Annotated in this window: 19 protein-coding genes; 6 read left to right on the top strand and 13 right to left on the bottom strand. The window is 71.7% G+C overall.

Annotated elements, in window-relative coordinates:
- The first annotated feature begins 71 nt into the window (after positions 1-71).
- Entirely contained in the window at positions 72-2315 is a 2244-nt protein-coding gene (locus tag BLR99_RS10220; protein ID WP_011794933.1) for a DUF1631 family protein, read from the top strand.
- Positions 2316-2331: 16 nt separating this feature from the next.
- Here BLR99_RS10220 and BLR99_RS10225 read toward each other — a convergent pair whose 3' ends face one another.
- The 4 genes from BLR99_RS10225 to BLR99_RS10240 form a co-directional block, all read right to left on the bottom strand.
- On the bottom strand, positions 2332-3711 hold the full coding sequence (locus BLR99_RS10225; RefSeq protein WP_011794934.1) for a TAXI family TRAP transporter solute-binding subunit: 1380 nt from the start codon (positions 3709-3711) through the stop codon (positions 2332-2334).
- Entirely contained in the window at positions 3708-4760 is a 1053-nt protein-coding gene (locus tag BLR99_RS10230) for a P1 family peptidase (RefSeq protein ID WP_046060060.1), read from the bottom strand. The genes BLR99_RS10225 and BLR99_RS10230 overlap by 4 nt, the downstream gene beginning before the upstream one ends.
- Positions 4761-5064: 304 nt before the next feature.
- Positions 5065-5709, bottom strand: coding sequence for a DsbA family protein (locus BLR99_RS10235; RefSeq protein ID WP_017438823.1), 645 nt, complete (start codon positions 5707-5709; stop codon positions 5065-5067).
- 23 nt (positions 5710-5732) lie between these two features.
- Positions 5733-6614 carry an MBL fold metallo-hydrolase gene (locus BLR99_RS10240; protein ID WP_011794937.1) on the bottom strand — a complete coding sequence of 294 codons (882 nt, stop codon included), beginning with the start codon at positions 6612-6614 and terminating at the stop codon, positions 5733-5735.
- A 111-nt stretch (positions 6615-6725) separates the two neighbouring features.
- On the opposite strand from BLR99_RS10240, the gene BLR99_RS10245 reads away from it, so the two are divergent.
- Positions 6726-7643 (top strand): LysR family transcriptional regulator, encoded by a 918-nt coding sequence (locus BLR99_RS10245; protein WP_011794938.1) that lies wholly within the window; start codon positions 6726-6728, stop codon positions 7641-7643.
- A 125-nt stretch (positions 7644-7768) separates the two neighbouring features.
- On the opposite strand, the gene BLR99_RS23765 is transcribed toward BLR99_RS10245, so the two are convergent.
- From BLR99_RS23765 to BLR99_RS10285, 8 genes are all read right to left on the bottom strand, one after another.
- Positions 7769-8302 carry a copper-binding protein gene (locus BLR99_RS23765; protein ID WP_353611316.1) on the bottom strand — a complete coding sequence of 178 codons (534 nt, stop codon included), beginning with the start codon at positions 8300-8302 and terminating at the stop codon, positions 7769-7771.
- On the bottom strand, positions 8299-8916 hold the full coding sequence (locus tag BLR99_RS10255) for a DUF411 domain-containing protein (RefSeq protein ID WP_082081961.1): 618 nt from the start codon (positions 8914-8916) through the stop codon (positions 8299-8301). The genes BLR99_RS23765 and BLR99_RS10255 overlap by 4 nt, the downstream gene beginning before the upstream one ends.
- A gap of 90 nt (positions 8917-9006) precedes the next feature.
- Positions 9007-10473 (bottom strand): multicopper oxidase family protein, encoded by a 1467-nt coding sequence (locus tag BLR99_RS10260; RefSeq protein WP_011794941.1) that lies wholly within the window; start codon positions 10471-10473, stop codon positions 9007-9009.
- Between the two features lie 4 nt (positions 10474-10477).
- Positions 10478-11965 carry a TolC family protein gene (locus tag BLR99_RS10265; protein WP_138919956.1) on the bottom strand — a complete coding sequence of 496 codons (1488 nt, stop codon included), beginning with the start codon at positions 11963-11965 and terminating at the stop codon, positions 10478-10480.
- Positions 11962-12414, bottom strand: a complete 453-nt coding sequence (locus tag BLR99_RS10270; protein ID WP_011794942.1) for a hypothetical protein — start codon at positions 12412-12414, stop codon at positions 11962-11964. Before BLR99_RS10270 ends, BLR99_RS10265 begins: the two co-directional genes overlap by 4 nt.
- 109 nt (positions 12415-12523) lie before the next feature.
- The gene (locus BLR99_RS10275) at positions 12524-13051 is read right to left on the bottom strand and encodes a hypothetical protein (protein WP_011794943.1); all 528 of its coding nucleotides are present in this window, start codon (positions 13049-13051) and stop codon (positions 12524-12526) included.
- A 34-nt stretch (positions 13052-13085) separates the two neighbouring features.
- Positions 13086-13724 (bottom strand): YitT family protein, encoded by a 639-nt coding sequence (locus tag BLR99_RS10280; protein WP_017439736.1) that lies wholly within the window; start codon positions 13722-13724, stop codon positions 13086-13088.
- Positions 13725-13955: 231 nt separating this feature from the next.
- A complete protein-coding gene (locus BLR99_RS10285; RefSeq protein WP_046060061.1) occupies positions 13956-16085 on the bottom strand; it encodes a heavy metal translocating P-type ATPase in 2130 nt (709 codons plus the stop codon).
- A 94-nt stretch (positions 16086-16179) separates the two neighbouring features.
- Here BLR99_RS10285 and BLR99_RS10290 point away from each other — a divergent pair, with 94 nt between their 5' ends.
- The 4 genes from BLR99_RS10290 (at position 16180) to BLR99_RS10305 (ending at position 19264) form a co-directional block, all read left to right on the top strand.
- Positions 16180-16644, top strand: a complete 465-nt coding sequence (locus BLR99_RS10290) for a Cd(II)/Pb(II)-responsive transcriptional regulator (RefSeq protein WP_046060158.1) — start codon at positions 16180-16182, stop codon at positions 16642-16644.
- 75 nt (positions 16645-16719) lie between these two features.
- Positions 16720-17520 (top strand): MlaE family ABC transporter permease, encoded by an 801-nt coding sequence (locus tag BLR99_RS10295; RefSeq protein ID WP_011794947.1) that lies wholly within the window; start codon positions 16720-16722, stop codon positions 17518-17520.
- 26 nt (positions 17521-17546) lie between these two features.
- A complete protein-coding gene (locus BLR99_RS10300; protein WP_017439209.1) occupies positions 17547-18563 on the top strand; it encodes an MlaD family protein in 1017 nt (338 codons plus the stop codon).
- Positions 18560-19264 (top strand): hypothetical protein, encoded by a 705-nt coding sequence (locus tag BLR99_RS10305; protein WP_046060063.1) that lies wholly within the window; start codon positions 18560-18562, stop codon positions 19262-19264. Before BLR99_RS10300 ends, BLR99_RS10305 begins: the two co-directional genes overlap by 4 nt.
- Positions 19265-19332: 68 nt before the next feature.
- Here the strand turns inward: BLR99_RS10305 and BLR99_RS10310 are convergent, their stop codons facing one another.
- Positions 19333-19518 carry a hypothetical protein gene (locus tag BLR99_RS10310; RefSeq protein ID WP_011794950.1) on the bottom strand — a complete coding sequence of 62 codons (186 nt, stop codon included), beginning with the start codon at positions 19516-19518 and terminating at the stop codon, positions 19333-19335.
- Positions 19519-19615 lie beyond the last annotated feature (97 nt).

Consider the following 19615-nt stretch of genomic DNA (forward strand, 5'->3'; position numbering starts at 1 on the left):
TCCACCCCGTCCGGTAGCTCCGTCCTTTTTCCTGCTGCGATCCCCACCGCGCCGAACCACGCCGCCGCGCCATGCCCGCCATCGCCCCCACCGCCCGGTTGGCTTTCCGTGCCTGCGTCGTGGCAGCCATCCGCGACGGCGAGGCGATGATGGAGGCACTGGTGGCGCAAACGCGCGATGCCCTGGAGGCCGAGGTGCCGCTGGCGCGCGAGCCCCGGCGGCGCGATGCGCTGGAGGGCGCCCGCGCGCTGCTGGCGCAGCACGCCCCCGCGCTGGTGCGGGGCTTCCCCATGGCCCTGCTGGAGATCTTCGCGGGCGCCGATCCGGACGCCCGGGCGAGGCCTTCCGAGCCCGCGGGGCTGGACTTCGGCGAGCTGTCCCTGATGGACGAGGCCGAGGTCATGGCGCAGGTGGAACTGTCGCGCGCCCAGCAGGTGGCACTGCATGCCACCGAAGCCATGCTGGCGGAGCTGGACGCGCTGGTGAGCGCGGCCCAGGGCCTGCCCAGCGTGCAACCCGACCGCAATCCATTGCGACCGGGGAACTACATCCGCGCCCTGCAGCAGGTGGTGGGCGCCGCAGGGGTTTCATCTGACGTGCGCACCCTCTGGATGGCACCGCTGCGCAATGCCCTGGGCACCCAGCTCCAGGCCGCCTACCGCAGCGCCGCCGCCCGGCTCCGCGAGGACGGCGTGCAGCCCGTGGGCTATGCGGTCGCGGGCCATGCCGCGGGGCGGGGCGCCGCCGGGCGCTGGCAGGGGCCGGTGACCGGCTGGAGCGGCATGGCGGGCACGCCGCTGCCGCCGTCCCAGCCGGCAGTCCTGGCGCCCGACGCCGAGGAAGCCCTGCTCACCGTCGCCATGCTCCGGCAGATGCTGGCCCAGCCTATGGGGCTGGCGGCACCGGTGGCCGCTTTTCCAGGCGGTGGTCTCGCCGCTGCCGCGGCCGAGGCGATGGAAGACATCGCCGAGCTCGAACGCATCGTGGGCCGCCTGTCCGGCAGCCTGCCCGCGCCGCTCGCGGCCGACGCGCCCGCGGCGGCGCATCCGGACATGGCAGCGGCTGCCATCGCGCAGCCGGCAGCCGGCCCGGCCGACGCGCCCGCACGGCCCCGGTCGCGTACCGCCAGCGAGGTGGTGAGCCGCATGATGGACAACATCGCGCAGGACGACCGCCTGCTGCCTCCCGTGCAGCGCTCGCTGCAGAACCTGCGCCCGGCGCTGCAGCGCCTGGTGCGGCACGATCCGCGCTTTTTCACCGACGACCGGCATCCCGCGCGCCGCCTGCTGGACGCGCTCACCCAGCGGGCGCTGTCCTTCGATTCCGAGGACGTGCAGGATTTCAGCGGCTTCGCGCGCCTCATGGAGCGGGCCGTGGACAGCGTGACCTCGGGCGACACGCGCAGCGCCGACACCTTCGCGGCCGCCCTGGCGGGGCTGGAAGCCGGCTGGTCCGAGCAGGACCGGCGCCGCCGCGAGCGGGAGGAGTCCGCGCGCGCCGTGGCGCAGGAACTGACGCGCCGCGAGGCGCTGTCACGCCGCGTGTCGCAGGACATCCGTGCGCTGGCCCGCACCGAGGACGTGCCGCCGGACATCGTGGAGTTCGCCGCGGGCCCCTGGGCCGACGTGGTGGCGCGCGCCCAGGCGGACCGGCCCGGCGAGGACGACCCCGGCGGCTACCTCGCGGTCGTGCCCGAGCTGTTCTGGCTCGCCCAGCCCGCGCTCGCGGCCCGCACGCCCGAGCGCCTGGCCCCGGCCGTCACGCGCATCCTGGGCGTGCTGCGCGGTGGGCTGGACAGCGTGGGCCACGACGAAGGCATGACCGCCGCCATCCTGGAGCGCGTCGCGGCCCTGCACCAGGCGGCGGCGGAGCAGGCCGCCGCCCGCGCAGGCGAGGCCACGGACTCCGGAATGCCGCAGACCGGCCACTCCCTGCTGGAGCCCGAGGAGTCCGAGGAGTCCGAGGAGTCCGAAAAGGTCGAAGAGGCCGAAGAGGCCGAAGAGGCCGAAGAGGCCGGCGAGGACCGGGCCGGGGATGCCGCCACGCCCACCGACGGGGCGAACGCCTCCGGCGGCGAACTTTCCATCGGCACCTGGGTGGAACTCGCCACCCATCACCGCGCGGTGCATACGCAGCTCACCTGGGCCAGCCCGCACCACACGCTGTTCCTGTTCACCGCCCCCGACGGCAGCACGCAGTCCATGACGCGGCGCGTGCGGGACAAGCTCATGGCAGACGGCGCGCTCAAGGTGCTGCCGGGGCCTCCGGCGAAGATCCGGTCCCCCCGGGGCGTATCGCGCAAGCCGGGGCGCTGAGCCGCCGCCGGCCGCGCTAAGGACGGGCGGACGGGGCCTCCACGCCGGCGGCCACCTTCTGCCGCACGATCTGGACGTGGTGCCGCAGCGCGTAGAGCTCGTCCGCGTACGACAGCGGCACGCTCACTTTCTCCACCTGCGCTTCCAGCTGGCCCAACTGCGCCAGCAACTCCTGCGGCGGCAGGCCGCCGACCTCGAACTGGTCCTCGATCTCGCGCAGGCGGCCGTACCAGCGGAACACGCGCGAGCGCACGCGGAACTGGTAGAGCGGCGGCACCACGCGCGACAGCGGCAGCATCGCGGCCAGCAGCACGCCCAGCACCAGCCACATGCGCTCGACGAGGTTGGCGATCCAGAACGGCAGGTAGCGCTGCAGCAGCGGCGGCGAGCCGTTGATGGCGCGCTCGCCCTCGGCCGCGATCGGCAGCTCGATGTGCCGCGTGTTCGGAAAATCCCGCGCGCGGTTGAACCATCCCGCGCCGCCGTGCAGCGTCTGCGCGCTCTGCGCAAAGAGCTGCAGCAGCGCCGGGTGCGTGCCGTCGCGCGCCAGCAGCGAGGTGGTCGAGGCCACCAGCCGCACGTCCGACGGCGGCACGTCGCCCGCCAGGTCCACCACGCCGCGCGGCAGCGTGACCGGCGTGAGGAACGGAAAGCGCCGGCCATAGGCCTCGTTCTGCGGGAAGTCCATCAGCCGCACGCCCGGCGTCTGCAGCAGCATCTGCACCATCAGCGACTCGGGCGCCGAGGCGAACACCAGCACATCCAGCCGCCCCGCCAGAAAATCCACCGTGGCCGGCGTCTGCCCGAGCTGCGTGCGCCGCACCCGGGCCGGCTCCACGTGGTTGGCCTCCAGCAGCGTGTCCACCAGCGTCGGCAGGCCGCTGCCCGGCGTGCCCACGTTCACGCGCAGGCCACGCAGTTGCGCGAGGCGCGTGAGCCGCCCGCCCGGTGCCACGCGCCGCGCCGCGTCCTCGCGGTAGAAGATCCACACCGGCTCCACGAACAGGCTGCCCAGCGATTCGAGCGTCTCGGCATCCTCCGGCCGCAGCTCGCCCGTGCCACCCTGCACGAAGGCCAGGTCCGCCGCGCCCTCGCGCAGCAACTGCAGGTTGGCCGACGAGCCTTCGCTCTCCTTCAGCACCACCTCGATGCCCTCGGCCGCCAGCGCCTGCCGGTAGCGCTGGCCGAACTCCGCATACGCGCTCTGCGCCGGCCCCGTGGCCAGCACCACGCGGCGCGGCGGGTTGGGCTGCAGCCACCAGTAGGCGAGCACCACCAGCCCCACGGCCACGAAGGCCAGCGGCCCGGCCGACAGCAGCAGGTCGCGCACGTTCAGCAGCGCCGTGCGCACGCGCCGGGCCGCGGTGCGCGACCGCGCGGCAAGCATGACGTTCATGGCCAGCCCGCTCCCCAGGGCGCCGTGCCGGCGACGTCGGCCGCGCAGGGCAGGTGCAGCCCCTCGGCCGTGGTCAGCGAGCGCGCCGCCAGCACCGAGCGCAGCGTGGCGCGCGCCGTCGCCTCGGCCGCCATGGTGGAGAGCACCATCATCCCGAGCGGCTTGCCCGCCCGTCCGGTGCCCAGCGCGAACAGCGTGTCGCCATCCGACAGCGTGTGCACCGGATTGATCGCCCGCGCCAGCCCGTCGTGCGCGCACACCGCCAGCCGGCGCGCCTGCGCCTTGGTGATCACCGCATCGGTCGCCACCACGCCGATCGTGGTGTTGGTGCCCGCAAGCAGCGTGCGCGGCGCATCGCCCGCCAGCAGCGCGCGGCGCGTATCGCGCAGGTGCAGGCCATCGGCCGTGCGAGCGCCGGCCACCGGGCGGCCCGTCTCCGGGTCCACCACGTCGCCCACCGCATTGCAGGCCACCAGCGCGCCCACCGTCACGCCATCCACGGTGACCGATGCGCTGCCGATGCCGCCCTTCATCGCATGCGCCATGCCGAACAGCTTGCCCACGGCTGCTCCGGCGCCCGCGCCCACGCAGCCCTCGGCCAGCGGCATGGCCGCCGCACCCGAAGAAGCTGCAGCGGCAGCCGCCTCGCACGCCGCATAGCCCGCCGCCACATCGGGCCGGATGCGCGCATCGCCCACGTGCAGATCGAACAGCACCGCCGCCGGCACCAGCGGCACCCGCGCCACCCCCACGTCGAACCCGATACCGCGCTCCTCCAGCCACCGCACCGCGCCCGCCGCCGCATCCAGCCCGAACGCGCTGCCGCCGGCCAGCATCACGGCATGGATGCGGTCGACCAGGTGCGTGGGCTCCAGCAGATCGGTTTCGCGCGTGCCGGGGGCCGCGCCGCGCACATCCACGCCTGCCACGGCGCCTTCGCGGGCGATGACGACGGTGCAGCCGGTGGGGCGGAGGGGGGAGGTGAAGTGGCCGACTTCGATGCCTGCTACCTGGGTGATGGAGCCGGGGGAGATGGGGCGGTTAGACATGTGAGGCGCTGGGGTGATGTAGGGAAGCGGCTGAGGGCGCAACCATAGCGTAAGCCTGTCAGGCCTGAAAACGACGCGACTCAGTGGTGGATGGCACCTGCAAGCCCCGAGCAGTCATCGATCACGGCCATGCCAGGTGACATGTTTGCAGCGGCTACCGGCCGCACACCATGGGCTTCCGCTGGCTTCTGCCGGAAAGTCGACTTCAACGAGCAGCTCGCGACCGCGCAATCTCGACCACGCGCTGGCCAAGCAGCTCGGCCGTCTTCGGATCGCCGGCCCGGGGCGCTTCTTCGTCACTCGGTCAGCCCAGCAGGGCATCGAGCTTTTGATTGAGCGTGGACAACGTTGTGCCGGTGGCCGGCAGCTTGTGGACCTCGTTCTTGTTGACGAACAGCAGCGTGGGATACGAGTGCGCTCCCAACACGTTGTGCGCGAGGTCGAAGTCCGCCCGCGCCTGCGCCTTGGCCGACCCATCGGCGAGCTGGCGCAGCACCAACTCGTCGTTCAGCCCGTTGGCCTTCGCGATGGCGGAGACGATAGCGGGCTCTGACAGGCTCTCGCCACGGCCGTAGAAGGCGGCCTGCAACTCATGCGCCCAATGAACGGCCCGCTCAGGCGCATGCGCGCGGAGGGCGGCCAGGGCGGCACCGGCATCGAGCGAGTCCATCACCACGTCGCCTTGCGTGAGCATCGCCTTGTAGCTTTCACCGAACACCGCGCCAGTCAAACGAGCAATCCGCTCGTTGGCTTCAGGAATGTGCGGATAGTCGGCGATGGCGGCGGCCCGCTCACCCACGAAAAGCCCGCCGCTGATGGCGGTGAACGCCACCCGGTGCCGGTTCGCGGCTTCGAATTCGCCCATGCGCTCCGAGAAGCCCCAGCACCAGCCGCAGTAGGCATCCATGACGTAGACCACTGCTTTGCCGGGGAGAGTGAACTTATCCATGTCGCGCTCCTTGGTTACATCGCTCACCACTTCATCTCGCCCTTGCCGACCCTGGCGCCGATGTCCAGGGCGATGCCCAAGCCTGCTGTGGGGTATGCGGCCTTCATGGCGCCGATCAGCTCGGCGCTGTTGTTGGCCTTCTTGAGCTCGGTGTCCCAGCGCTGCAGGTAGGCCTGCGTGAAGGCGACTTGCGAGACATCCTGGACTTCGCCAGGCGCCGAGTGGCCGGGGACCACCACTGCGGGTTGCAGCGCGGCGATGTCAGCGAGCTTCTTCGACCATGCGGCGCGGTCTTCCGCACTGGCCGCGTCTGCGGTCCAGACGTGCAGGCCGGCGAAGACGTTGACGCCGCCGACCACGGATTGGATGGACGGAATCCAAACGTAGCTCCGGTGCGGCAAATGATCGTCCAGACCGCGGATCTCCAGGGCCTGGTCTTCGAGCGTGATCGTGTTGCCCGACAGGACCTCGGGCACGCTGACGCTCTTGGGAGCGTTGGCACCCATCTTGGGCGGCCAGAAGGCGAGCTTGGTCGGCAACGTGGCTTCGATCTTCTTGACGGTGGGCGCGGTGGCGACGACCTTTGCATCGGGGAAATACGACTTCAAGATGTTGACGCCGAAGTAGTAGTCGGGGTCGGGCTGGCTGATGTAGATGGTCTTGAGCGTCTTGCCGCTGTCCAGGACCATCGCCGCGATGCGCAGCGCATCTGCGCGGGTGAAACCCGTATCCAGAAGGACGGCATCGGTCTTGCCGGAAACCAATACCGAATTGACATTGAAGCTGTCAGCGTCGGCGTGGTAGACCTTCAGGGTCAGGGGGGCGGTTTGAGCGTGGGCAGTGCCGGCGACCAGGACAAGCGAGGCGACAACGGCGACATTGGTGAGGGTGCGTGCGAAAGACATTCGAATCTCCGGGATGAAGCAGCGTTGCTGCGATGGGATGAACTGTATTAGTCGCTTGCGCAGAGATAAACTCCGGTTTAATTGAATGTTTGTCAACTGATTCGAGCAGGCATGGACCGTCTGACCGCTATGCGGGTGTTCGTGGAAGTCGTGGATCGCGGCAGCGTCAGCGCCGCTGCCGAGGCGATGGATATGTCGCGGGCCATGGCGAGCCGTTACCTCGAAGGCCTGGAAAACTGGCTGGGCGCAAGGCTGCTGCACCGCACCACGCGGCGGATAACGCTGACGGACGCCGGGCAGACCTCGCTCGTGACCTGCCGGGAAATGCTCGTGTTGGCGAATGACGTCATGGCGCAGGCGGGACAAGGAAGCACGCAGGCGCATGGTCGCCTGCGACTGACGTCGTCTTCTTCCTTCGCGATGGCCCAGCTCACCGGCGCCGTGGTGGATTTCCAGGCACTGCACCCGAAGGTGGACATCGATCTGGTGATGGTGGACCGGACCGTGGATCTGGTGCAGGAACGCATCGACCTCGCCGTCCGCCTGAGCAATGCCGTCGATCCGGTCCTCGTGGCGCGTCGACTGGCAAGTTGCTACTCAGTGCTTTGCGCATCTCCTGCCTATCTTGAGCGCGCGGGTGCGCCAAAAACGCCGGAAGACTTGCAAGTGCATCAGTGCATCCTCCACAACGCCGGGTTCGCTCCGGAATATCGGCTTCGTCGTGCAGGCGAGTGGACAACCGTTGCCGTGCGCGGCGCGATCACCGCTAACGAAACATCGGTGGTGCGAGCGGCGGCGCTGGCGGGCGCAGGCATCGCCATGCTGCCCACTTACTTCGTGGGCGATTCATTGGCGGACGGGACCTTGCGGAAGGTGCTGCCGGAGTATGCGCTGGAGCCACTGGACATTCAGGCTGTGTACCTATCGCGGCGCCATCAACCTCTGCCACTCAGGCTTCTGATCGACTTCCTCGCGGATCGCTTCGGCGGTGAAGTCGCACCATGGGACCGCCTTCCGCTCCCGGCGTGACAGACACGATCTTCCCGCTTTACTGTCTTCGTGAGTTACCAGTAGCCATCGAAGCGCTTCAGAAATGGCCGCTGTTTGCTTAGCCATCTCCCGGATTTTTCAACGCCCGACAAGCTCGATGCGGCTCACCACAAGCCCGCCCCCATCACGCTCCGCCAGAAACCGCACCCGCGCGCCCGGCACCAACACCGCATCCGCAGGCGTCTCCCGCACCCGGACACCATCGTCATGGGCGGCATGTCCAGGTTGCGCAGTTCGCCGTGCCGCAATGTGATGCGGCGGGTGGCGGCATTCCAGCGCACGACCTCGCCTTCGCTCAGCGCGGTGCTGGGTGAAGCAGGTGCAGAAGCAGAAGTAGATGCGGAAGCACCTGCCGGTGCATCTGCGGAAGCGCCGTGGTCCGTAGGGTGTGCATGACCAGCGTGCTCTGCTGCGTCCGGTGTTTGCGCATGCAGCGGACCGGAGGCTGCCACCAAACCACCCACTGCGATCCAGGCCGCGAGCGCTCCGGTCGCCTTCGGCCACCACCGGGCGTTCGAGAAGCACCCGTTCCGTGCCCGTCGAGGTTGCGGTGCTTGCGGTCTCTGCACGTGGCGCGTGCACGTATCCGGCGACATCGCCGCTCTCATCTTCGTCATCATTGCCGTTCCTCCCCTCATGCCGGCGCCTTGCCCGCCCGCGCCGCATAGCTCGCGAACACGCGCGTGCTGCCATCGCGCGCCACGAGCAGCACGTCGTACGCATCGCGGCGTCCACCGTAGAAGGCCCCATCCATCCCGGGCGATCCCACCGGCATGCCGGGTACGGCCAAGCCCAGCGCACGCGGCTTCTCGCGCAGCAGTCGCTGCACGTCGGCGGCGGGCACGTGGCCTTCGATCAGGTAGCCGCCGACGAGGGCGGTATGGCAGGAGCCGAGCTTCTGGGGCAGGCCGAGTTTTTCGCGCACTGCCGTGTTGCCGGTGTCGTGCACGGTGGCTTGGAAACCGTTGGCCTGCATGTGGTCCACCCAGTCCTTGCAGCAGCCGCAGTTCGGGTCTTTCCAGATTTCGATAGCGATGGGCGCGGGGCTGGCGGCGCGGGCGCGCGAGGGAAGAGTGGCGGCGAGGGTTGTAGCTGCAGCGGCGGTGGCGCAGAGTGCTGTGCCCAGCCAGGCGCGGCGGGTAGTGCCGGGCGCGGAGGACGCTGGCGCTGGTGCGAATGCAAGCGCCGAGGCGGCGGTGTCAGTGCCCGGGGTAGTGCGGGGGAAGCGGATGGCGACGCGGTTTTCGTTCATGGCGGGTTTCCTTTCCGTGCGAAGCATGTGTGTGATGGTGATGACGATGAAGGTGTGACGCGCTGTCGTGGCGGGAGGGAAGCAGCGCGGTCAGTGGCCGTGTCCATGGCCCATGAGGCCCTGATGGTCATGATGGTCCTGATGGCCGGAGTGCCCACTCCCCGGCTTGCGCACCCGAGCCGTGCCATCGTCGGCAATTGCACCAGCGGGCGCCGCATTCGCAGCACGCGGCGCGGGCGGCAGCGCGTCGGCATCGCCCGTCCACTCGTGCGCGCGCGTGCCGGGCGGCTGCACGTAGTCGCCCGGGTCGCGGAAATCCCTCGCCGCGAGGCCTTCGCGCACCTTGAGCACGCTGAACATGCCGCCCATCTCCAGCGCACCGAAAGGGCCGGTGCCGGTCATCATGGGCAGGGTGTTGTCGGGCAGGGGCATTTCCATGGCGCCCATGTCGGCCATGCCGCGCTCGCCCATCACCATGTAGTCGGGCACGATCTTCTGGATCTTGCCCACCAGGCCGCGGTGGTCCACGCCGATCATGGTGGGCACGTCGTGGCCCATGGCGCCCATGGTGTGGTGGCTCTTGTGGCAGTGCACGGCCCAGTCGCCGGGTTCGTCGGCGATGAATTCGATCTGCCGCATCTGTCCCACGGCGACGTCGGTGGTCACTTCGGGCCAGCGCGCGGAGGGGGGCACGATGCCGCCGTCGGTGCCCGTCACCTCGAACTCGTGGCCGTGCACGTGGATGGGGTGGTTGGTCATGGTGAGGTTGCCGATGCGCAGGCGCATGCGGTCGCCGCGCCGTGCGACGAAGGGGTCTATGCCCGGGAACACGCGGCTGTTCCACGACCAGATGTTGAAGTCCGTCATCTCGTTGATGCGCGGCGTGCGGCTGCCCGGTTCCACCGCGAAGGAACCGAGCAGGAAGGCGTAGTCGCGGTCGGCGGTGGCGATGCGCGGGTGCCGGCCGCGCGCGTCCAGGCGCGGGTGCGTGATCCACAGGCCCATGAGGCCCATGGCCATCTGCACCATCTCGTCGGCATGCGGGTGGTACATGAAGGTGCCCGGGCGGCGCGCGGTGAACTCGTACACGAAGGTCTTGCCCGCGGGAATCGCCGGCTGGTTGAGGCCGGAGACGCCGTCCATGCCGTTGGGCAGCCGCTGGCCGTGCCAGTGCACGCTGGTGTGCTCGGGCAGGCGGTTGGTGACGAAGATGCGCACCCGGTCGCCTTCGACCACCTCGATGGTGGGGCCGGGGCTCTGGCCGTTGTAGCCCCAGAGGTTGACGTGGAAGCCGGGCGCGAACTCCCGCACCACGGGTTCGGCGACGAGGTGGAATTCCTTGACGCCGGCGTCCATGCGCCAGGGCAGGCTCCAGCCGTTGAGGGTGACGACCGGGTGGAAGGGCAGGCCCGTGGGCGGGAGCGGTGGCACCTGGGTGCCGGCGCCCGTGGGCGCGGCGGCCTCGGGCAATGCCGCGAGGGCCGCGCGGCCCACCGAGGCGGCGGAGAGGGCGGCCACGGCCGTGGCGGCGCCGCCGAAGAAGTGTCTGCGTTGCATGGGTTCAGTGGCCCGCGCCGGCCGGGGCCGCGCTGGACGGAGTGGGGGAGGACAGGGCGGAGGAGGTGGCCGCCGCGGATGCGGCGGGCTGCGCGCCGGGCGAGGCGACCGCGAGCGCGAACTGCAGGTCGGTGTCCGCGAGCCAGAAGTCGCGCCGGGCGGCGACGGCGTCGGCCACGGCCTGCGTGGTCTGCCGGGCCTGGGCGAGCAGGTCCCAGACGCTGGCGAGCATGCCGTTGTAGCGCAGCAGGGTTTCGTCCTGGATCTGCTGCTGCAGGGGGACGACGCGCTTTTCCTGCTCCTGCGCCAGCTCCCAGGCGGTGCGGTAGCCGCGCCAGTGCATGCGCACTTCGGAGCGGGCGCGCAAGGCCGTCTGCTGGAGCTGGGCAGCGCTCTCATTCACAAGCCCCTGCGCACGGGCGTTCGCGGCGCCGCCCCAGTCGAAAAGCGGCAATGGCAGTTCCAGCTCCCAGCCGCGCTTGATTTCGGAATGGCCGCCGGCGCCGCGCTCGGTGGTGGTGTCGCGCCGGTAGCCGAGGCCGATGTCGCCGAAGAGCTGGCCGGCGCGGGCAATGCCCTGCTGGTCTGCCACGCGATCGAGCCCGAGGCGGGCCGCGCGCACGTCGAGGCGTTCGCGCAGGGCGCGTTGCTCCAGGGCCGTGGCGTCCATCGGGGCGGTGGGCAGGTCGGGCAGTTGCGGGGGCAGGGTGATCGCCTCGGCGGAGGCCCCCCAGAGGCCGAGCGCGAGTGCCAGCGCTTCGCGCTCCGTGCCGGCCGCGAGGCGTGCCCGGGCCAGCCGGGCCCGCGCGTCCGCCAGCACGGCCTGCTCGCGTGCGGCCTGCAGCCGGCTCCAGTTGCCGACGCTGGCCATGCGGCGCGCCAGTTCGGCGCCGGCCTCGGCCGCATCGTGCATGCGCTCGTGCGCGGCGAGGGTTTCCTGCGCGGCCACGGCGCGCAGCCAGGCGCGGCGGGCGTCGCTGGCGACGCGCGCGGCATCGGTCGCGGCGGCGAGCGTGTCCTGCGCGCGCAGGCTGCCGGCCCAGCGGCTGCGCCAGGGCAGGGCGATCAGGTCCACCAGGCTGAAGGTGATGGAGCGCTCGATCTCCCGCTCGTGCGCGGTCGCGAGGCGGCCCAGGCCCAGCACCGGGTTGGGCGGCGTGAGCGCCTGCACGCGCTCGGCGTCCTGCACGCCCAGGCGCGCGAGGCGGGCCTGCAGGCCGGGGTGGCGCAGCAGCGCGATGCGCGCCGCGGCGTCCTGCGTGAGCGGCGAGGCCAGCCAGCCGGTGACGGCTTCATCGGCGGCACGTTGCGCCGCGGGATCGGCGGGATGCAGGGCGGCATTCTCGGCACCTGCCGTGCGGCCCTGCAACGTGGCCTGCACGTCACCGCGCAGCCCGTCGGGCGAGACGCTGGCGCAGCCTGCCAGCAGGAGCGCGGCAGCCAGGGCCGGCCAGCGCATCGGGCCAAGGGAGGGCATCGGCGCTGCGGTCATGGCTGGTGCCCTCCGGCAGGCGTGCCGCCGTGGATGGGGTCGCTGCCATGGCGATGGCCCTGGCCGGAACCATGGCCGTGGCGCTGCATGGCCGAGGTGTGCGCGGTGTGCTCCGGCGCCCCGGTGGCGGTGGGTGCCCCAGCCGCCGAGTGGCGCCCCCGGCGTGCCTCCCAGGCCGCGATGTCGGCATGGCCGCGCGGGAAGGCTGCGACGGCTGCATGGGCGTCGCGCCAGTCCACCGATGCGGCTTCCGCGGGCCAGGGCGGCAGCGCCGCGTGGCGCGGCGGCGCGGCATCGCCATGGACGGCAGTGGCCGGCGGTGAAGGCGGTTGCGCCGGCACGGCGGCGGGCGCGATCAGCGCCGCGACGAGCGCGCAGTGGCGGAAGAACGAACGATGGAGACGGGAAGAAAAACGTCGGGAACGGGCGCGGGGCCCCGGGGTGTGCATGGAAAGCCTCTCCTGGACTCGGAAGCGGAACGGAACGCGGCCGCGCCACCGTGCGCCGGGTTCCTGTCGAACGGCACGGGCGGGGCGGACGCACTTCGGGCGTCGAGGCTCAGGAAATGGGCGGCTTGGTGGCCTGCGCGGGCAGGGCGCTCGCGAAGCGGACGGCGGCGGGCACGCGCAGGCTGCCGCCGTGGGAAACCGCGCCCGGAGCGGGCGCGGCAGGTGCCATCACCACCGTGTGGCAGATCTCGCAATCGGCGCAGGCCCCATGCGCGGCATGGTCGCCGGATGCGGCGCCGCAGGCCGTGGGAGGCGGTGCGTGGGCTGCGGATTCGCCATGGCAGGCGGATGCGCTGCCGATGGGACTCGGGGGCGTGGCGGCGTGCCCGGCATGGGCCGGGGCATGCGGAGCTTGCGCCGCTGTCTCGTCGGGCGCTGTGCCATGGGCCTGCTGCGCCAACCCGTCCTGCACCGCGGCGGGGTCGGCACCGGCGCCATGGGCTACATGCTCCGCGTGCGCCGAAACCGCACTGCTGGCAGGTGCAACGCCCGCCATCTGCGCGGCCATGGCCGGGCCCACGAGCCCGCGCAGGGCCATGAGCACGATCAGCGCGAAGAAGACGAGGCGGCGGCGCATGGGCACGATGATACGGCGTGCCGGGCGGACCCGGTCACACGGCCATGTAGCGGCCGGGGCGATGGTTCATGGCCAGCACCAGGTTGAGCGCGACGGCGCCCACGATGGACCAGAGCACCCGTGCCGGCTCGACGGTGAACAGCGCCAGCAGCACGATCGCGCAGTCCACGCCCATCTGCACCTTGCCGGCGCGCCAGCCGTGGCGGTCCTGCAGGTAGAGCGCGAGAATGCCGACGCCGCCCAGGCTGCAGCGGTGGCGGAACAGCACCAGGAACCCCGTGCCCACGATGAGCCCGCCCGCCACGGCCGCGTAGAGCGGCTGCAGCGCCGACAGCTGCAAGAAGCGCGACTGCGCCTCGGTCATCAGCGACAGCAGCAGCACCGCGATGAAGGTCTTGGCGGTGAAGGCGCGCCCCATCCTGCGCCACGCCAGCCAGTAGAAAGGCAGGTTCAGCAGGAAGAACCACTTGCCGAAGCCGATGCCCGTGGCGTAGTGCAGCAGGAAGGCGATGCCCGCCGTGCCGCCCGTGAGCAGGCCCGCGCTGGTGAAGAAGGCCACGCCGACCGAGATCAGCAGCACGCCCGTGAACACGGCCAGGGTGTCTTCGGCGGTGCTGTGCGGGACCATGGCGGGAGCGGGGGCGGCGGAAGGAGGGCTGAGGGTCTGGCTCATGGGTGGCAAAACGGAAGGAGAGGCCGGCTGTACGCATGGGCCGCGGCGCCATGGCTCCGTGCGCCTGCACGGCATGCCCTGGCGGCCGGACAGGTCCGCGATTGCAGCACGGGGCCGTGCCCGGCGGCTTGCGGTGCATCAAGGCGTTTCCCGCAGGCAGGCCGGGCGGAATTCTAGGGTAAACCCTGAATCCATCCGGCGTACCCTTTCTCGCTCCCTGCGCCCTGCGGCTCAGCGGGCCGGCCCTCCCACGCCGCGCAGCATGCGCAGCCCGTTGGCCACCACCAGCAGGCTGGCGCCCATGTCGGCGAACACCGCCATCCACATGGTCGCCTGCCCCGCGAGCGCCAGGCCGAAGAAAACGGCCTTGATGCCCAGTGCCAGGGCGATGTTCTGCCACAGCACGGCGTGCGTGCGGCGCGAGAGGCGCACGGTCTCGGCCACGCGGCGCAGGTCGTCGTTCATGATGACCACGTCGGCGGTTTCCATTGCCACGTCGGTGCCGGCCGCGCCCATGGCGAAGCCGATGTCGGCGCGCGCCAGCGCGGGGGCGTCGTTGATGCCGTCTCCCGCCATGGCGGTCATGCCGTGCTTCTGCTGGAGCGCTGCGATGGCCGAGAGCTTTTGCCCGGGCAACAGGCCCGCCTGGACCTCCGAAATGCCCGCTTCCCGCGCGGCCGCCTGGGCCGCTGCCGCGTGGTCGCCCGTCAGCATCACCGGCACGATGCCCAGGGCGCGCAGATCGGCCACGGCTTCCACGGCCTGCGGCCGCAGGGTGTCGGCCACGGCGAACAGCGCCCGCACGCCCTGGGCGTCGCCCAGCAGCGTCACGCTGCGGCCTTCGGATTCATGGGCTGCGGCGGCGGTCTCCACCGCGTCCGTCCACAGGCCGCGCTCCTGCGCCAGCCGCCGGTTGCCCAGGAACCAGGTCGCGCCGTGGATGCGGCCTTCCACGCCGCGGCCGGGCAGGGCGGTGAAGTCCTGCACGTCCGGCAGGTCGGCCGTGCCATCGGTGCCGCCCGTGCCGATGCCGGCGGCGATCGCCCTGGAGACCGGATGGTCCGAGCGCCCCGCCAGCGCGGCGGCCACGTCCGTGGCACCGTCCCCGCCGAAGCGCTCGCTGCCCACCAGCACCGGCCGGCCGGCCGTCACCGTGCCCGTCTTGTCGAAGGCCACGGCGCGCACGCCGCGGGCCCGCTCCAGCCACTGGCCGCCCTTGATCAGGATGCCGCGCCGCGCGCCTGCCGCCAGCCCGCTCACGACCGTCACCGGCGTGGCGATGACCAGCGCGCACGGGCAGGCGATCACCAGCAGCACGAGGGCGCGGTAGAGGGCGTCCAGCCAGGCCCAGCCCAGCGCCAGCGGAGCGCCCACGGCCACCAGGGCCGCCAGCGCGAACACCGTGGGCGTGTAGATGGCGGCGAAGCGGTCCACGAAGCGCTGCATGGGCGCGCGCGAGCCCTGCGCCTCTTCCACCGCATGGATGATGCGGTCCAGCGTGGTGTTCCCGGCAGCGGCCGTGACGCGGAACTGCAGTTCGGATTGCGCGTTGAGCGTGCCGGCGTAGAGCCCGTCGCCGGGCGCCTTGTCCACGGCCAGGCTTTCACCGGTCACGCTGGATTCATCCACCGCTCCGCGGCCTTCCAGCACCACGCCGTCCAGCGGCACCCGCGCGCCGGGACGCAGGCGCAGCACGCCGCCCACCGGCACCTCGGCCGCAGGCACCGTCCGCCAGCGGCCGTCCTCGCCGCGCAGCTCGGCCTGCTCGGGACTGAGCGCCAGCAGCGCGCCGATGGCGTCCCGCGCGCGGCCCACGGCGCGGTCCTCGATGCGCTCGGCCAGGGCGTAGAGAGCCATCACCATGGCGGCCTCCGGCCACTGGCCGATCAGGAAGGCGCCCGTCACGGCCACGGCCATGAGCGCCGAAATGTCCAGGCGGCCGCGCGCCAGCGAACCGAGGCCGGCGCGGTACACGCCGAGTCCGGCCAGCAGGATCGCCGCGGCAGCCACCGCCATGCCCGCGGCCCGCCAGGGCAGGGTATCCGGCGCGAGCAGATGCAGCAGTTCGGCGGCGGTCGCGGCGGCCAGCGAGGCGCCGAGCCGGCCCCAGCCGGGCAGCATGCCATGGTCATGGTCGTGCCCATGGCCACCTGCGGCTCCGCCGTCCGGGCCATGCGCATGCCCGTGGCCGCCGTCTCCCTGGTCGTGGTCGCCATGCGATGCCGCAGGCGCCGATGCGGGCGCCGCGGTCCGGGGCGGCGCCCCGCAGGCACTGCCGCATCCGCAGGCCAGATCGATGCGCGCCTTGCCTCCCGGGGCGGCAGCCGCCGGAGAGCGGTCGGTGGGAGCCGTGCTTGCCATGGTGTGTTGTCCTTGCTTGGGGTGAATTCCGACAGGGGTCCGCAGCCGGACCGTGCCATCATTGGAAACCTTCAAGCCGCTTCAAGGTCAAGCCGTGCCCGCCGCAAGCCCCCACCACCGTATCGGCGATGCCGCCCGCCTCTCCGGCGTGCCCGCCGCCAACATCCGCTACTACGAGAAGGAGGGGCTGCTGCCCGCGCAGGCCCGCGCCGACAACCGCTACCGCCTCTACAGCGACGACGAAATCCACCGCCTGCGGTTCATCCGCCTGTGCCGCGCCATGGACATGTCGCTGGACGAAGTGCGCACGCTGCTCTCGCTCGGCCGGGGCATGGACACCGCCGCAGACCATGCGGCCTGCGCCACCGTGGACGAGCACCTGCTGCACGTACGCACCCGCCTGCGGGAGCTGCAGGCGCTGGAGGCCCAGCTGCTGTCGCTGCGAGGGCGGTGCGACGGCACCGACGGCAGCCGCTGCCACGTGATCGAGGCCCTCCATGACCGTGCCGATGCCGATCCCCTGCCGCTGCCCGATCCGCCGGCGCGCCGGCATGTGTGACCGCCTTACGTCGATGTCCCCGCAGCCGTCCCTGACCAAAACCCCGACCGCCCGCCGCTTGACGGAGGAGGGCGCATGAGCACCGCAGCGGGCGCCCTCCCGGGATGGACCGGCCGGCTGTGGCGCGCCTCGCGCGGCTGGGCCCTGGCCTGGTGGCGCATCGTCCACCTGGGGGCGGTGGTGGCGGTGCTGATGCTGTCGCCGTCCAGCTACGGCCGGTTCACCCGCGCGCGCCTGGCCCGGCACATGTATCTCGATACGGCGCCCCTGCTGCTGGGCTTCACCGCGCTGGTGGCGCTCATCTGTCTGGTGGTGACGCACATCGTCGTCATCACGGCGCGCAGCTACGGCCTGTCGCACTATGCGCTGCAGATGGTGGTGCGGGTGCTCGTGCTGGAGCTGATCCCGCTCACGGCGGCACTGTTCGTGGCGCTGCGCACCACGATCCCCGGCGGCACGCAGCTGGCCCTCATGCGGCAGTCGGGCCACTGGGATGCGCTGCGCGCGCGCGGTGCCGACCCTGTCCGCGTGGAGCTGCTGCCGCGCGTCGTGGCCGGCATGTATGCCAGCATCACGCTCGCCGCGCTGTCGTGCGTGGTCGCCCTCGTGATGGCCTACCTGGGCGTCTATGGCGCGAGCACGGCGGGCGTGCCCGCCTACACCCGCATGTTCGGGCAGGTGTTCACGCCGCCCCTCACCCTGTTGTTCGTGCTCAAGACGCTGCTGTTCAGCCTGGCCGTCGCGCTCATTCCCATGGCCGCGGGCCTGCATGCCACGGGCGACCCGCGCGCGCGCTCCGAACTCGGCGGCTTCGCGCGGATGTTCGCGGTGCTGCTGCTGATCGAGATCGCATCGCTCATGGGCAACTACTACTGATTGACGCTTTCCCCGGACCGCTTCCGATGAACGACCACCCATCCCCGCCGCCGCACTCCCGTGACGGCCCGCCCGCCCCCGAACCGGCCGATGCGCTGCTGGGCCCCGTGGCCCACCTGGAGCGCAAGGCCGCCGCGCTGCTGCTCTTCACCCTGGCGCTGATCATCGGCTCGGGCCTGTACCTGCTCTACGCGCGCGGCGTGTTCGAGCCCACGCAGCAACTGGTGCTCACCGCCGACGATTCCGAAGGCGTGGTCGCCGGCATGGACATGACGTTCTCGGGCTTTCCCATCGGCCGGGTCCGCCGCACCGAACTGGCCGAGGGCGGCGACGTGCGCATCCTGATCGACGTGCCGCGCAAGGACGCGCACTGGCTGCGCGAATCGAGCGTGTTCACCCTGGTGCGCGGCATCGTGGGCGGCACCACGATCAAGGCCTACAGCGGCATCCTGACCGATCCGCCCCTGCCCGACGGCGCGGTGCGCCCGGTGCTGCGCGGCGATGCCACCGCCGAGATCCCGCAGCTCATGTCGGCCGCGCGCGAACTGCTCTCCAACCTGCAGGCCCTCACCGCGCAGGATGCCGCGCTGGGCGGCACGCTGGCCAATGTGCGCACCCTCACCGAACGGTTGAACGCGCCCGGCGGCGCCCTGGGCGTGCTGATGGGCAGCGAGGCCGAGGCGCGCAAGATCGCCACCACGCTGGACCGCACCAACCAGTTGCTGGCGCGCATCGACGGCATGGCCGCCAAGGCGGACCGGCAAGTCTTCGGCACGGCCGGCGAGGCGGGGCTCGTCACCGACGTGCGCGCCACCGTGGTGCAGCTCAACGGCCTGCTCGCGGACACGCGCCAGAGCCTGGCCAAGGTGGATGCCGTGCTGGCCGAAGCCCAGGCCATCGGGGCCAACGCCCGCGAGGCCACCACCGACCTCGGCGCCCTGCGCGCCGATGTGGAAAGCAACCTGCGCAAGGTCGAGAGCCTGGTCAACGAGATCCAGCGCAAATGGCCCTTCGCGCGCGACACCCGGATCGAACTGCCATGAGCCCCGCACCCACGTTCCGCCGGCCTGGCCTGTCCGGGCGTTACGGCGCGCTCCTGGCCGCGATGCTGGCTGCCGCGCTGGCCACCGGCTGCGCCCAGCGTCCCCCTGCGCCAGAATGGGAATTGAATGCCCGTGGCGCCGCCGACCGCGCCACGCAGGCCTACCTGTCCGGCAACGACCGCGTGGCCGCGCAGGAATGGCGGCGCGCCCGGGAAGAAACCGCCCGCACCGCGCGGCCCGACCTGCTGGCCCGTGTCGTGCTGCTGGAGTGCGCCACGCGGGTCGCCAGCCTGGCGCAGGTGGGATGCCCCGACTTCGCCCCCCTGCGTGGCGGTGCGGCCGCGGCCGAACGTGCGTACGCGGACTACCTGGAAGGCCGTGCCGGCGGGGCGGAGGCCGGACTCCTGCCGCCGGCCCAGCGGGCCGTGCAGGCCGAAGGTACCCCGGCGCTGGCCGGGGTGGCGGATCCGCTGGCCCGGCTGTTGGCCGCCGCGGTACTGCATGTACGGGGACAAGGCGGTCCCGACGTGTCGCAGAACGCCATCGATGCAGCGTCCTCCCAGGGATGGCGCAGGCCGCTGTTGGCCTGGCTGCTGCTGGCAGAACGGGAAGCCCGGGCCGGGGGCGACGCCCGGCGGGCGGACCAGCTACGGCAGAGGGTGGATGTGCTCGGGCAGGGAGAGGCCGCAGGGGTGCGGTAATCCGCTGCCCGACAGCTCCGGGCCAGCCCAGGGGCCCGGCAGGCTCCCGAAGTGTCCGGCAGTCGCGCTCAGGGCGAGGTAATCGGATCGCCCGGCAGGAACTGCTCCAGATCCTGCGGGATGCGCACCAGGGAATCCGCCGCCTGAACGGCTTCGTCGGGGACCAGGTTCATCGCCGTGGCCGCCACCGCCAGCAATACCGTGGTGGTGAACGCGATCAACGCGCGGGGGCCGGTGTAGCGGTTGCGTTGCATGGCAGTCTCCTTGGTACGGATCGGTCGATGGGCACGTGATGCGTGGTGTGGGATCCATTACATGCCGGCCGGCCGCTCGCGTCTGTCGGACACGTCC

This window comes from Paracidovorax citrulli (genome assembly GCF_900100305.1).
GTDB lineage: Bacteria > Pseudomonadota > Gammaproteobacteria > Burkholderiales > Burkholderiaceae_C > Paracidovorax > Paracidovorax citrulli.

Excerpts from the sequence above, each read along its gene's own strand:
- BLR99_RS10235 (WP_017438823.1), bottom strand. The coding sequence starts at position 5,709 with ATGGATAAGTTCACTCTCCCCGGCAAAGCAGTGGTCTACGTCATGGAT.
- BLR99_RS10295 (WP_011794947.1), top strand. The coding sequence starts at position 16,720 with ATGAGCACCGCAGCGGGCGCCCTCCCGGGATGGACCGGCCGGCTGTGG.
- BLR99_RS10305 (WP_046060063.1), top strand. The coding sequence starts at position 18,560 with ATGAGCCCCGCACCCACGTTCCGCCGGCCTGGCCTGTCCGGGCGTTAC.
- BLR99_RS10280 (WP_017439736.1), bottom strand. The coding sequence starts at position 13,724 with ATGAGCCAGACCCTCAGCCCTCCTTCCGCCGCCCCCGCTCCCGCCATG.
- BLR99_RS10275 (WP_011794943.1), bottom strand. The coding sequence starts at position 13,051 with ATGCGCCGCCGCCTCGTCTTCTTCGCGCTGATCGTGCTCATGGCCCTG.
- BLR99_RS10220 (WP_011794933.1), top strand. The coding sequence starts at position 72 with ATGCCCGCCATCGCCCCCACCGCCCGGTTGGCTTTCCGTGCCTGCGTC.
- BLR99_RS10230 (WP_046060060.1), bottom strand. The coding sequence starts at position 4,760 with ATGTCTAACCGCCCCATCTCCCCCGGCTCCATCACCCAGGTAGCAGGC.
- BLR99_RS10270 (WP_011794942.1), bottom strand. The coding sequence starts at position 12,414 with ATGCACACCCCGGGGCCCCGCGCCCGTTCCCGACGTTTTTCTTCCCGT.
- BLR99_RS10310 (WP_011794950.1), bottom strand. The coding sequence starts at position 19,518 with ATGCAACGCAACCGCTACACCGGCCCCCGCGCGTTGATCGCGTTCACC.
- BLR99_RS10255 (WP_082081961.1), bottom strand. The coding sequence starts at position 8,916 with ATGAACGAAAACCGCGTCGCCATCCGCTTCCCCCGCACTACCCCGGGC.
- BLR99_RS10260 (WP_011794941.1), bottom strand. The coding sequence starts at position 10,473 with ATGCAACGCAGACACTTCTTCGGCGGCGCCGCCACGGCCGTGGCCGCC.
- BLR99_RS10240 (WP_011794937.1), bottom strand. The coding sequence starts at position 6,614 with ATGTCTTTCGCACGCACCCTCACCAATGTCGCCGTTGTCGCCTCGCTT.
- BLR99_RS10300 (WP_017439209.1), top strand. The coding sequence starts at position 17,547 with ATGAACGACCACCCATCCCCGCCGCCGCACTCCCGTGACGGCCCGCCC.
- BLR99_RS10265 (WP_138919956.1), bottom strand. The coding sequence starts at position 11,965 with ATGACCGCAGCGCCGATGCCCTCCCTTGGCCCGATGCGCTGGCCGGCC.
- BLR99_RS10225 (WP_011794934.1), bottom strand. The coding sequence starts at position 3,711 with ATGAACGTCATGCTTGCCGCGCGGTCGCGCACCGCGGCCCGGCGCGTG.
- BLR99_RS10245 (WP_011794938.1), top strand. The coding sequence starts at position 6,726 with ATGGACCGTCTGACCGCTATGCGGGTGTTCGTGGAAGTCGTGGATCGC.
- BLR99_RS10285 (WP_046060061.1), bottom strand. The coding sequence starts at position 16,085 with ATGGCAAGCACGGCTCCCACCGACCGCTCTCCGGCGGCTGCCGCCCCG.
- BLR99_RS23765 (WP_353611316.1), bottom strand. The coding sequence starts at position 8,302 with ATGAGGGGAGGAACGGCAATGATGACGAAGATGAGAGCGGCGATGTCG.